The 12,885-nt window shown below is 55.7% G+C and carries 12 protein-coding genes and 2 pseudogenes; 1 reads left to right on the plus strand and 13 read right to left on the minus strand.

What is annotated here, in order from left to right; all coding sequences use genetic code 11:
- The 12 genes and pseudogenes from truA to ACEQU8_RS07015 all read right to left on the minus strand — a co-directional run.
- Positions 1-221: pseudogene (gene truA / locus ACEQU8_RS06960) on the minus strand (tRNA pseudouridine(38-40) synthase TruA); the annotation flags it as partial.
- 20 nt (positions 222-241) lie between these two features.
- The gene (locus ACEQU8_RS06965; RefSeq protein WP_370262520.1) at positions 242-2,383 is read right to left on the minus strand and encodes a FimV/HubP family polar landmark protein; all 2,142 of its coding nucleotides are present in this window, start codon (positions 2,381-2,383) and stop codon (positions 242-244) included.
- Positions 2,384-2,519: 136 nt separating this feature from the next.
- Positions 2,520-3,641 carry an aspartate-semialdehyde dehydrogenase gene (gene asd / locus ACEQU8_RS06970; RefSeq protein WP_370262533.1) on the minus strand — a complete coding sequence of 374 codons (1,122 nt, stop codon included), beginning with the start codon at positions 3,639-3,641 and terminating at the stop codon, positions 2,520-2,522.
- 27 nt (positions 3,642-3,668) lie between these two features.
- On the minus strand, positions 3,669-4,757 hold the full coding sequence (leuB, locus tag ACEQU8_RS06975; protein WP_370262535.1) for a 3-isopropylmalate dehydrogenase: 1,089 nt from the start codon (positions 4,755-4,757) through the stop codon (positions 3,669-3,671).
- A gap of 13 nt (positions 4,758-4,770) precedes the next feature.
- Positions 4,771-5,412 (minus strand): 3-isopropylmalate dehydratase small subunit, encoded by a 642-nt coding sequence (gene leuD / locus ACEQU8_RS06980; RefSeq protein ID WP_370262522.1) that lies wholly within the window; start codon positions 5,410-5,412, stop codon positions 4,771-4,773.
- Between the two features lie 9 nt (positions 5,413-5,421).
- Positions 5,422-5,559 carry an entericidin A/B family lipoprotein gene (locus tag ACEQU8_RS06985; protein ID WP_370262523.1) on the minus strand — a complete coding sequence of 46 codons (138 nt, stop codon included), beginning with the start codon at positions 5,557-5,559 and terminating at the stop codon, positions 5,422-5,424.
- 17 nt (positions 5,560-5,576) lie between these two features.
- A complete protein-coding gene (leuC, locus tag ACEQU8_RS06990; protein WP_370262524.1) occupies positions 5,577-6,977 on the minus strand; it encodes a 3-isopropylmalate dehydratase large subunit in 1,401 nt (466 codons plus the stop codon).
- Between the two features lie 113 nt (positions 6,978-7,090).
- Positions 7,091-7,951: a M48 family metallopeptidase gene (locus ACEQU8_RS06995; RefSeq protein WP_370262526.1), complete on the minus strand. Its 861-nt coding sequence runs from the start codon at positions 7,949-7,951 to the stop codon at positions 7,091-7,093.
- A 48-nt stretch (positions 7,952-7,999) separates the two neighbouring features.
- Positions 8,000-9,235, minus strand: a complete 1,236-nt coding sequence (locus ACEQU8_RS07000; RefSeq protein WP_370262527.1) for an MFS transporter — start codon at positions 9,233-9,235, stop codon at positions 8,000-8,002.
- Positions 9,186-10,292, minus strand: a complete 1,107-nt coding sequence (gene aroC / locus ACEQU8_RS07005) for a chorismate synthase (protein ID WP_370262528.1) — start codon at positions 10,290-10,292, stop codon at positions 9,186-9,188. The genes ACEQU8_RS07000 and aroC overlap by 50 nt, the downstream gene beginning before the upstream one ends.
- A 78-nt stretch (positions 10,293-10,370) precedes the next feature.
- Entirely contained in the window at positions 10,371-11,396 is a 1,026-nt protein-coding gene (locus ACEQU8_RS07010; protein WP_370262530.1) for an NAD(P)/FAD-dependent oxidoreductase, read from the minus strand.
- A 30-nt stretch (positions 11,397-11,426) separates the two neighbouring features.
- A complete protein-coding gene (locus tag ACEQU8_RS07015) occupies positions 11,427-11,897 on the minus strand; it encodes a CBS domain-containing protein (protein WP_370262531.1) in 471 nt (156 codons plus the stop codon).
- A 141-nt stretch (positions 11,898-12,038) separates the two neighbouring features.
- On the opposite strand from ACEQU8_RS07015, the gene ACEQU8_RS07020 reads away from it, so the two are divergent.
- On the plus strand, positions 12,039-12,353 hold the full coding sequence (locus ACEQU8_RS07020; RefSeq protein WP_370262532.1) for an Mpo1-like protein: 315 nt from the start codon (positions 12,039-12,041) through the stop codon (positions 12,351-12,353).
- On the opposite strand, the pseudogene ACEQU8_RS07025 reads toward ACEQU8_RS07020, so the two are convergent.
- Positions 12,350-12,885: pseudogene (locus tag ACEQU8_RS07025) on the minus strand (ribosome biogenesis GTPase Der); the annotation flags it as partial. The gene ACEQU8_RS07020 and the pseudogene ACEQU8_RS07025 overlap by 4 nt on opposite strands.

A 12,885-nucleotide genomic window follows, 5' to 3' on the forward strand; every position in this document is an offset into this window, starting at 1 on the left:
CCCTTGACCCAAGCAGAAATGGGGCGCTCGGCCAAAGTGTCCAAATGCACCACTTGCTGGCGGGCGTGCACACCCGTGTCGGTTCTACCAGCACAATGCAAAACAGGGGTTTGCGGAACGATCTGGGAGATCGCCTTGCCCAAGGTGTCCTGCACGGTCTTGCCGTGAGGCTGGGTTTGCCATCCTTCAAAACCATGACCGTCATACCGCAAACCAAGCACCACCCGAACCACAGTATCAATTACCCAATGGTGGCCAACAAGGCCTTCGCTTTGCGAACCTGGTCAACATCGCCTTTCTTGATGATCTCGTTCAGCAGCTCTTTGGCGCCATCGGCGTCGCCAATTTCAACGTAAGCGCCGGCCAGGTCCAGCTTGGTGGCCACTTCCTGCCAGGTTGCCTCGTCGATCTTGGGGTTAGGCACATCCACATCCAGATCGACCACGGCTTGGTCAAAGTCACCCTCAGGCACGTCCGCCTTGGCCGTGTCGTCTATTGTGGCATTGCTTTGGCTGGTAGTGCCATCGTCGGCCAAGTCTTCAAAAGCGGCATCCACATCGGCATCGCTGGGCGTGGCATCTGCACCCTTCTGGCGAAGTTCGTCCAACTCGCTTTGCGCCGCGGCAGCGCCTTTTTCCAGAGAATCCAAATCATCCAGAATCGATGAGGACTGCTCGGGTTTTGCAGCGTCATCAGGGAAGTCCAAGGTCACAGGGCTGTCCAGGGATTCAGGCTGCGCGCTGGCCTGCTCCGATTCTGACTCCAGCTCTGGAATTTGCTGCGGCTCCACCTCAACCACAGGCTCAGGCTCTGGCTCGACTTGCGCAACAGGCTCTGGCTGCTTCTCTTTTTCAGCCAAAATTTCGTCCAAATCAAAGTCATCGTCTGACACCTTGGCCAAAGGCGCAGGCTCGGGCTGCTTGGCCTGCTCGGCCGCCATGGCAGCCAAGGCATTGTCAAAATCTTGAACTTCAGAAAACGAATCGTCTTGCTCACCAGCGGCCTCTTGCCCGGGCGCTGGTTTTTTGCGGGCGCGGGCCACAAGCAACAACACCACCAAACCAATCAATCCACCTGCACCTGCCAATAACCAAGGCAGAATGTTCACAGACTCTTCCGCTGCGGGTTCAGCAGTCTCTACGGGTGGGGGCGATTGATCGGCTGGCTGATTGGCAGGCTCTGCGCTGGGCTCAGCCGCGGGTTCACTTGCAATGGGGGCCTCGATGGGCAGGGTGAGCGCTGGGTCTTCTTGCGCAGGCTGCTCGGTTTGCTGTTCTGCCACGTTAGCAGCAGGTGACTCGGTTGGGCTGGCTGCCAATGGCGGCACGGCTGGCTCAGGCGCAGCACCGCCCTGTTGCATTTCCAGCAACTTTTGAAGATCAGAAACGTTTTTCTCCAACAAGGCTATTCTTTCGTTGGCCTCGTTGAGCGCCTTGTTTTTGGCCAACAATTCCTCTGCATTGGCGTCGCCCGCAGCACCACCCTGCTGTGCACTGGGCGCGATTTGCAAGCGGTCTTGCGTCGCGCCTGTGTTGGGGGCCTGGCTCGGTTTGGGGGCAATTTGGCCTTCGGTGGGGCTAGCGCCCGCTTGAGCGTTGGCCACGGTCAACAAACCAATTTGGCGAGCATATGCAGAGTAAACATTGCGGTCGTCGTTGCGAGCCAGCACCAACAAAGCCTCATTGGCTGAACGTGCGCGAACGGCGCTGCGGTTCGGAATGCGGATTTGGGCACCTTCACGAATCAGGTGCACACTGCCATTGATAAATGCCTCGCGGTTTTCTTCGTAAATAGCCGCCATGGCTTGATTCAAAGTGATGCCATCGCCCACCAGTTGCAAAGCCAATTCAGACAAGGTGTCGCCACGCTTGACCTGAAGTTCGCCAGCGCTTGCCGTGCCTGGGGCTTGTGGAGTCGCTGTATCGGGCTTGGGGGCCGCGGTTACTTTGGGTGGAGCAGCCTCTGCTTTGGGGGGCGTAGCGGGCGCAGTTGCCACTGGGGGCAAGGTGCGCGGCGGTGTAATGGCAGGGAGCTCTGTGGGCTTCGCTTCGGAAGCAGCCGTGTCTGCCGGGATGGTCAAGGTGTATTCACGTGCCACCCGGCCACCTGCCCAACTCAATTCAACCAAAGCGTCCAGAAACCCCTGGGGCAGCGCTTTGGCCGAAGTGATTTTTACAATTGCAGTGCCAGCCCTTGGGCCGTCCTGCACATTGAAGCGCAAGTGTTGCAAGTTGGGGTCGATGACCAAGCGCGCGGCTTGAAAAGCCTCAGGCGAAGCCAAAGAGGCTCTCAAGCTGACCCGCTCTTCGGGCAACACCGAATCCACTTGAATTTGCGCCTGGAAGGGCTCGCCCGAACGAGACAACACTTCCAACTTACCCAACTGGGCAGCTTGCGCAAGAGAGCTAGCGAACAAACCTGATGCGATTAATAGGGGCAATGTCTTTTTTGTGATGTGCCTCACCCGTTCACTCCATGAATGTGCTGGCCAGCTCTCGCGGCCGATTGTGTTGTTTGAATTAACGCTCAATCAAAATGCGAAGCATGCGGCGCAAGGGCTCGGCGGCGCCCCAAAGCAGTTGGTCGCCCACGGTAAAGGCGCTCAAATACTGGCCGCCCATGGCCATTTTGCGCATGCGACCCACAGGCACGTGCATGCGACCTGTGACGGCTGCCGGGGTTAGCTCACGCATGGACACCTCACGCTCATTGGGGATTACTTTAACCCAATCATTGGCCTTGGCAAGCATGTCATTGATCTCGTTCAATGGAATGTCTTGCTTCAGCTTGATGGTCAAGGCTTGAGAGTGGCAACGCATGGCACCCACACGCACGCACAGACCATCCACAGGGATAGAACCCTGGGAGCCCATGGCTGGCTTGCCTAAAATCTTGTTGGTTTCTGCACCGCCCTTCCATTCTTCTTTGGATTGGCCATTGCCAAGATCCTTGTCGATCCAGGGGATCAGGCTACCCCCCAGAGGCACACCAAATTGCTCAGTGGGGTAAGTGCTGGAATTGATGTGCTCGGCCACCTTGCGATCAATTTCGAGAATGGCAGAAGCGGGATCGGCCAACAGGTCTTTCACTGAACTGTGGATGCTGCCCATCTGGGCAATCAATTCACGCATGTTTTGTGCACCAGCGCCCGAAGCGGCCTGATAGGTCATCGATGTGATCCATTCCACCTGGTTGGCCTGGAACAAACCACCCAAGGCCATCAGCATCAGTGAAACCGTGCAATTGCCGCCCACATAATTTTTGACGCCTTGGGCAAGTCCGTCTTTGATGACGTTCATGTTCACGGGATCAAGAATAATGATGGCATCGTCTTTCATGCGCAACGCCGAGGCGGCATCAATCCAGTAGCCATTCCAGCCAGCCGCACGCAGCTTGGGAAACACCTCATTGGTGTAGTCGCCGCCCTGGCAGGTGAGCACCACATCCATTTGTTTGAGTGCATCCACGCTGTTTGCATCTTGCAGGGGGCCTGCATTGGACGCAAAAGCCGGGGCTTTACCGCCCGCGTTGGAGGTGGAGAAAAACACTGGCTCAAAATGCGCGAAGTCATTTTCTTCCTGCATGCGCTGCATGAGCACAGAACCCACCATGCCACGCCATCCTACCAAACCAACTTTCAACATATGCACTCCCATTTAAAACAAGATTCAAGACTGGCGAGCCAGCGCCGCAACAATGGCATCACCCATGCCGCTGGTGCCTGTTCTTTCTTTGCCTTCGCGCCAAATGTCGCCTGTGCGCGGACCGCTGGCCAATACTGTTTTCACAGCTTGCTCAATGCGCGCGGCGTATTCTTCCATCCCAAACGTGTAGCGAAGCATCATGGCTGCGGACAACACCGTGGCCATGGGGTTGGCGAGGTCTTTGCCTGCAATATCAGGCGCCGAGCCGTGAATGGGCTCGTACAAACCAAAATTGCTTTCGTTCAAAGAGGCCGAAGGCAACATGCCGATCGAACCAGTCAGCATCGACGCCTCGTCGGACAAAATATCGCCAAACAAATTACCGGTCACAATGACGTCGAACTGCTTGGGGTTTTTCAACAACTGCATGGCACAGTTGTCCACATACATGTGGCTAAGCTCCACATTGGGGTACTCTTTGCCGACTTCTGTGACCACATCGCGCCAAAACTGGGTGGTTTCCAGCACATTGGCTTTGTCCACCGAGCACAACTTTCCGCCCCGCTTTTGCGCGGCCTGAAACGCCACATGCGCAATGCGACGAATTTCCGTTTCTGCGTAGCGCATGGTGTCAAAAGCCTCGCGCTCACCCTTGAAAGGGCCATCTTCGGCAATGCGGTGCCCACGCGGCGTGCCAAAGTAAATGTCTCCGGTTAATTCGCGAACAATCAGGATATCCAAACCGGCCACCACCTCTGGGCGCAGTGTAGAGGCATCGGCCAACTCGGCATACACCATCGCGGGCCTGAAATTGGCGAACAAATTCAGAGCCTTGCGAATACCCAAAATGGCCTGCTCTGGGCGCAAATGTCGCGGCAAGGTATCCAGGGAAAAATCGCCGACCGCGCCAAACAGCACCGCATCGCTGGCTTTGGCCAGGGCTACGGTTTCTTCGGGCAGAGGCACGCCTTTTTCGCGGTAGGCGGCACCCCCGATCAAGGCGTGTTCAAATTCCACTTTCAGGCCATCGGTTTTCAGCGCCTCCAGCACCTTCACGGCCTGCTGAGTGATCTCTGGGCCAATGCCATCGCCTGGCATTACGGCAATTTTCAATGTCATGTTGTTCTCAAATGGTGTTGGCCAGCCAAGACTGCTCGGCCAGACGCTTTTGTTCAAAGGCTTCAATGGCTTCACGGTGCTGCAAGGTGAGGCCAATGTCGTCCAAGCCATTGATCAGGCAGTGCTTGCGAAATGCGTCCACCTCAAAGCCAAAAACAAGCCCGGCAATGCTCACTTGCTGGTTCTGCAGGTCGACGGTGATTTTCTCGCCTGGTTTTTTGTCGATGGCTGCAAAAACCTGCTGAAGCTCTTCTTCTTTTAAAACAATGGGTAAAAAGCCGTTTTTAAAGCAATTGTTGAAGAAAATATCTGCAAAACTGCTGGAAATAACGGCTTTAAAGCCGTATTGCTGCAGTGCCCAGGGGGCGTGTTCACGCGAAGAGCCGCAACCGAAGTTGGGGCCAGCCACCAGCACGGTGCCACCCTGGAATTCGGGACGATTCAACTCGAAATCAGGGTTCAAGGGGCGCTTGCTGCAATCCATCCCAGGCTCGCCTTCGTCAAGGTAGCGCCAGCCATCGAACAGGTGCTCACCAAACCCGGTTCGTTTGATGGATTTCAAAAACTGCTTGGGGATGATCGCGTCGGTGTCAACGTTGGCGCGATTCATGGCCACAGCAATGCCTGTGTGAGTAACAAATTTATCCATGGTGGGTACTTAGCGTTTGTTTTCGTCGGCAGCGCGTTCAATGGCAGCGCCACCGGCCTTGATGTCTTTGCCCATGCCCTCAATGGTGTTGCAGGCGGACAAAGCCATCGCAGACAGAGCCAACATCACAGCAGAAATGAATTTCATGACCAACACTCCTTCAGTCAAAAGTCTCTAGCGTCTACAAAATGGCCTGCAATGGCGGCCGCTGCTGCCATGGCTGGGCTGACCAAATGCGTGCGCCCCCCTGCCCCTTGCCGCCCTTCAAAATTGCGGTTGCTGGTGGAGGCACAGCGCTCACCACTGCCCAGGCGGTCGGCGTTCATGGCCAAACACATGGAACAACCGGGTTCGCGCCACTCAAAGCCAGCCTCAGTGAACACTTTGTGCAAACCTTCTTGCTCTGCCTGGGCCTTCACCAAGCCAGAGCCCGGCACCACCATGGCCAATTTCACGTTGGCGGCTTTTTTGCGACCCTTGATCACAGAAGCAGCCTGACGCAGGTCCTCAATGCGAGAGTTGGTGCAAGACCCAATAAATACTGTGTCTACAGCGATATCCTCAATGCGCTGCTTGGGCTTCAGACCCATGTACTGCAGGGCACGCTCGATGCTTTGGCGTCGCACTGGATCGGCTTCGGCAGCGGGATCTGGCACAACGCCGTGCACATCGGTCACCATTTCTGGCGAAGTGCCCCAGGTCACTTGGGGAACGATGTCTTCGGCTTTCAGCTCAACCACGCGATCAAAGTGCGCGCCCTCGTCGGAATGCAGCGTGCGCCAATAAGCCACAGCCTTGTCCCACATGTCGCCTTTGGGGCTGAAGGGGCGGTTTTTGACGTATTCAAGGGTTTTGTCATCCACGGCCACCATGCCAGAACGGGCGCCGCCTTCGATGGCCATGTTGCACATGGTCATGCGGCCCTCAACAGACAATTCGCGAATGGCCGAACCGGCAAATTCGATGGCATACCCCGTGCCCCCGGCGGTGCCGATTTTGCCAATGATGGCCAATATGATGTCTTTGGCAGACACGCCAGCACCCAGTTTGCCCTCTACACGCACTTGCATGTTTTTGGCTTTTTTCATGATAAGGCACTGAGTGGCCATGACGTGCTCTACCTCAGATGTGCCAATGCCAAAGGCAAGCGCTCCAATGGCACCGTGCGTGCTGGTGTGGGAATCGCCACACACCACGGTCATGCCCGGCAGCGTAGCGCCTTGCTCAGGGCCGATCACGTGCACAATGCCTTGGCGCATGTCTTTGATGTCAAAGTAAGTCAAGCCATGTGCCTTGGCGTTTTTGTCCAGGGTTTCTACTTGCAGGCGCGAGGTGGGATCCGCAATGCCCTTGCTGCGGTCGGTGGTGGGCACGTTGTGGTCCACCACGGCCAGGTTGGCACTGTTGCGCCACAAGGGGCGCCCCGCCAATTCAAGCCCCTCAAAGGCTTGAGGGCTGGTTACTTCGTGCAGCAGGTGTCGATCGATGTAAATTAAAGCGGTGCCATCCTGCTCTGTGCGCACCACATGACTTTCCCAAAGTTTGTCGTAAAGAGTCTTTGCCATGTCCAGCCCTACTTCAGGCATTTGCATTAAAGATAACTGCTTATTATGCCATAGGCGCCAACTCTTGGCCCTTGTTGCAAGCGGGCTACAATTCAAAAAGCTGAGTGATTGGGCTAGCGCTTGCGGGCCTGCTCGTACAAAGGTTGAACACGGGCCGAGTAGTCTTCCAGGTCGCGCATCCGGTTTTCAGGCGATGGGTGCGTAGAAAGAAGTTCTGGCGTCGATCCACCGCCATGGGAGGCCATTTTTTGCCACAGTGAAATGGCCGCGCGAGGGTCGTAGCCGGCTCGGGCTGCCAGTTCAACGCCAATTCGGTCAGACTCTATTTCGTGCTTTCGTCCATACGGCAAAGAAATGGTGACATCGGCCACCATGCCTGCCAGGTTGGCCGCCCCGCGGGATAAACCAAAACCGGCAGCCAGCAGATCCAAGCCCACCGAGGTGGCCAATTGCTGCGAAATCCGCTCGCGGCTATGCTCGCGCAAAGCGTGGGCAATTTCGTGCCCCATCACCGCCGCAATTTCGTCGTCGGTCATCTTGAGCTTTTCAATCAGACCAGAGTAAAACGCAATTTTGCCACCCGCCATACACCAGGCGTTCAATTGCTCAGACTCAAGCACATTGACCTCCCACTGCCATGATGGGGCGTCTTGCCGAAAAGCAGCGGTTTGGGGAATCAGCCGATTGGCAATCGCCCTCACGCGCTTCACCTGCTTGGGGTCTCGGTTCAGTTTGCCCTCGGCTTTGGCCTTGGCAATCACCTCTGCATAGGCTTTGGCGGCGCTGGCATCCACTTCCTCGCTTGAAACCAGCACAAACTGTGATCGATCAACACCCACCGCACCGCCCGATGTGGTTTGGGTCGTTAAACAGGCCGATAAAACGGTGACTGAGCAAGCAAGCACCAATCCCTGAGCCAAGCGCCGACCGCCCTTGAAAAACCCTTTTTGCTTTGTTGTCGATTCCAATTGCATACCGTTACCCACCAATAAATAGCAAATGTTAAACGCCGTACCAAATTCTCAAGTTGACTGGGCATATTTGCGCAGGCGCATACCCATGAGCGCAGCCAACCCGCCCGCCATGGCAGCCATGGCAAAAGCAGCTGAGGGGGAAGCAGCATCCCATGCATATCGACCTAAAAAAGTGCCAGAAGACCCCCCCAAACCATATGCGATGGTGGCATACATGGCTTGACCACGCACCACCAGCGATTTGGGCAGATTGTCGCGCAGCCACGATATGGTGGCCGTGTGATGCGCAGCAAAGGTCAGCGCATGCATGCCCTGGGCCAGCAACATCACCCAAGCCAACTGCGGGAAGGCCGCAGTCAGCGCAAACCGCACAGCGCACGCTACAAAGCTCAGCATTAACCACTGGTGCAGGTTTAAGCGATTAAAAAACTTCGCCTGAAACGCAAAAAACACCACCTCACAAGCCACGCCAAAAGCCCACAAACCGCCGATGCTCAACTCGCCATACCCGTGCTGAAGCAAATACAAAGAAAAGTAGGCATAAAAAACACCGTGCGCAAATATCATGAAAAACGCAGCCAACCAAAACACAGGCATGGGCTGGGGCAGCAACAAACGGCGCAAGCCCACCGAGGTGATGTAAGCACCCACATTCGCCTGTACTGGCAAATGCACACGGTTGGGCGAATCCGGTTTAAACATGAAGGCAGCAAACAGCCCAAGCAGCAAAGACCCACAGGCCCAATATGGATATGACTCAAACCCGTGCTGGTCGGCCACTGCGCCAAACACCAGCACGGCCACCACAAAACCCACCGAACCATAGAGGCGCACTTGCCCATAACGCCCTGGACAACCCGCGCATTGGTCAAGCGCATACGCATCACTCATGGGCACCAGGCCAGAAATAAAAAGATTGAGCAGCAAAACCAGCACAACCAGATGCACCGGGTTGTTTTGAAAGGCAAAAGCCAGGGCTGCAAACACTGCACCGCCCCCAATCCCCAAGCGGATCCAGCGCACCCGGTGGCCAGTGTGATCAGCCAACCACCCCCAGGCAAAGGGACCGAAGATGCGCATGATCTGCATCAAACCCAAAGACAAGGCGATGACGTTTAGCCCGTGCCCGATGGATTGCAGGTAAGGCCCAAGAAACGGGGAGTAAAGGCCTACAAAGCCGAAATAAGCCGCATAAAACAGGCCCAGCCACCCCAAAGCCACTGGCTGGCCCGGCTTAGTAATCAGAACGGCCAGCCGGGATGCGAGGGGTGTCCACCTGAACATCCCCACACTGCGCACGGTGCAGCAGCACGTGATCCATGATCACCAAAGCCAACATGGCTTCCGCAATCGGGGTTGCTCGAATGCCCACGCAAGGGTCGTGGCGACCAAAGGTTTGAACCTCAATGGGCTGACCGGCCTTGTCGATGGATTTGCGTGGCAAACGAATGCTGGAGGTTGGCTTGATGGCCATGCGCACCTCAATGTCTTGCCCGGTGGATATGCCACCCAGAATTCCACCGGCATGGTTGGAGCCAAAGCCATCGGGCAGCATTTCATCGCCATGCTCGGAACCCTTCTGGGTAATGCAGCCAAAGCCCGCACCAATTTCAACGCCTTTTACAGCATTGATACTCATCATGGCATGCGCAATATCGGCATCCAGCTTGTCGTACAGTGGCGCCCCCAGGCCAACAGGTACACCAGTGGCCTGCACTCGAAGACCGGCGCCGCAGGAATCGCCCGATTTGCGCAGCGCGTCCATGTAGGCTTCCAACTCCTCTACTTTGTCGGCATTGGGCGAAAAAAACGGGTTATTGGGCACGTGCTCCCAACTCTGGAATGGAATTTCAACGTCGCCGATTTGTGTCATGCAGCCGCGAATTTGAATTCCAAGGCTTGAGGCAAGCCACTTTTTTGCAATAGCCCCGGCAGCCACCATGGGTGCTGTCATTCGGGCAGAAGACCGCCCGCCTCCACGGTAATCGCGAATGCCGTACTTGTGCCAGTAGGTGTAGTCGGCGTGGCCAGGACGAAACGTGTCCATGATGTTGCCGTAGTCTTTGCTGCGCTGGTCTTGGTTGCGAATCAGCAATCCAATGGGTGCCCCGGTGGTCAACCCTTCAAACACGCCGGAAAGAATCTCTACCCGGTCTTCTTCCTGACGCTGGGTGACATGGCGGGAGGTGCCGGGCTTGCGGCGATCCAGATCGGCCTGAAGATCGGCCTCGACCAACGGCAATCCAGGAGGGCAACCGTCCACCACACAACCAATGGCTGGCCCGTGGCTTTCACCAAAATTGCTGACCACGAAAAGTCGACCCAGGCTACTTCCGGACATGCGAATTCACTCGAAGGAAAACCGCCATTTTATCGGAAACAAAGCCACTGCGGGATTGAATGCCGGCTACGCATCCGCTTAATGGGCCAGCGCGGCGTCAAACACCAGGTTAAGACGCTCGCCCAAGGCATGCCCACTTAAAAAAGCGTCTTCAACCCGAGCCGCCCCAAGCCAGTCGCCGCAGGCGCCCAGTAAAGCGTTTTCATCCAGGTAATGGCCAAGCCCCAACGGATTAACCGGCAAAGAGTATAGCCACCGGTGCGCTGCGACATGCATGGGCTCAATGATTTGCCCGGTTACATTACTAAACACATCCAAAAGCAATGCCAACACCTCTTCGGGGGCATCGTCTTTGTGCTGCATGGACCAATCGGCCGTGGCTTGTAGCAACCAGCGATCGCCGGCTGCGCGACCAGGTTTGGAGGAATCACGGCAGATCCAGCCCAATGGGCTGTCCACCACGAAGGCACCGTCATAGTCAACTTTCAGCGGCTCTCTGGGGGTGAGCATCACAGCCCAGGTCACGGTGGATTGAACACCTTGGGCCAAGCCAGCCAAATCGCTGTGCGACTGCTCAAACAACTGAACCACCTGCTCGGCCGGAATCGCACACACCACCGCATCAAAACCAGAGTCTACGCGCACGCTGCCATCGGCCAGGTGGATGGTTAACTGGTAAACACTGCCCTGCTTTTGCACCGCTGCAACTCGGCTTTGCAGGCGAACATTCAAGCCTTGGGCCATAAACCGAGCCAGGCTCGCCATGCCCGGCGTACCCACCCAACGTTTTGCCCCAGGGGCATGTGGCCGAGACACACCGTAACCAAGGTCGACGACACGACCTTCCCACAGCGCCACGGCATGAGCAGCCTGGGCTTGTTCCATCAGCGTTAAAAACGCGGGCGCACTGGCCTGAAAGTACTGTGTGCCGTGGTCAAAACCCAAAGGGGGGTTGACCTCACGGTCCAGCCAGCGGGTGGGCATTCGCCCGCCAGGGCCTCTGCTTTTTTCAAACACAAGCACCTCGTGGCCCATGCGCACCAATTCGCGTGCGCAAGCCAAACCTGCCACCCCGGCACCAATCACTGCAATGCGCTTTTTCACCGTTACCACCTGTACTGCTTTAGAACCGGATCAAGAGTTTTCTTCAATGGGCCAATCGCGAATGTAACCCTTGAGCATTTTGTTTTCAAAGCCCTGCTCCTCAAGCACAGCCTTGGCCACATCGTGAAAAGAGATCACACCACAGAGGGTACTGCCATCCATCACGGGCAGGTAACGCTGGTGATTCTCAAGCATGAGCTTGCGAAGCTTGTCCACCTCCATGTCCAAGGTGGCCACAGTGGGGCTTGGGTTCATCACCTCGCTGACGTAAATCTCTGACACGGGGGGAGTTGGGCCTGTGCGATGTTCTTTTTGGCGCTTGGCCAAAATGCGGATCACTTCGCGGAAAGTCACAATGCCAGCCAGATTGCCCTTGTCCATCACGACCAAAGAACCCACGTCGTGATCTGCCATGGTGACCACACAATCGGAAAGCCGGGTTTCTGGCGTCACGGTAAACAATGTGTTGCCTTTAACACGGAGCACCTCTTTGACTTGCATCACAAACCTCCTGGATTCTCGTTGTAGTGTTTGTCTTCATCCTACCCGAACCAGCCTATCTTTCAAGTGCAAATTGCGTTGAGATTCAGGCCGCAGGCGGCTAAGCTTATATACTGCTTGCAAAAGACAGGAGACATCACCATGCCCAAAACCGGCAACCGCTTTCAAACCTTTGCAGATTTTTACCCGTTCTACCTGGCCGAACACAACAACATCATTTGCCGCCGACTTCACTTTGTAGGTTCGACCATTGCTTTGGTGTGTTTGTTGCAACTCATTTTGACCGGCCAACCCATTTGGCTGTTGTATGGGTTGGTGTCAGGGTATGCATTCGCTTGGGTGGGGCACTTTTTCTTTGAGAAAAACCGCCCAGCCACCTTTAAATATCCGCTTTACAGCTTCATGGGCGATTGGGTGATGTACAAAGACATCCTGACGCGAAAGATCCCCTTTTAAGAATCTTTTTTGAGATAAGGATTCACACTGCTGCGGAACTCCACCCGCAGCGGCGTACCCATCAAATTGAAACGCTCGCGTATGCGGGTTTCCAGATAGCGCTTGTAGTTGTCTGGAATGCCATCGAGGGCCGTGCCGTGAATGACCACAATGGGCGGGTTTTGCCCCCCTTGGTGTGCATAACGCAGTTTTGGCCTGAAAATGCCCTTTCGAGGCGGCTGCTGGTGTTCTACACACTCTTGGACCAAGCGAGTCAGCTTGGGAGTAGACAACTTGGCAAAGGCTGCCGCATGTGCCTCATCCACCGATTTCATCATGGCGCCAATACCAAACGGCTTGGTGGCCGACACAAAATGCAGGCGCGCATAGGACAAAAAAGTGAGCTTTCGACCCAGCTCCAACTTGATGCGCTCTTTGCGATACTCGTCCAAGCTGTCCCATTTGTTGACAGCCAAGACCAGAGAACGACCTGCTTCTACAATAAAACCAGCAATTGAGGCATCTTGATCGGAAATGTCCTGCTGAGCATCGA

Origin of the sequence: Limnobacter sp. (assembly GCF_964228395.1) — a bacterium.
Taxonomy (GTDB): Bacteria; Pseudomonadota; Gammaproteobacteria; order Burkholderiales; family Burkholderiaceae_B; genus Limnobacter.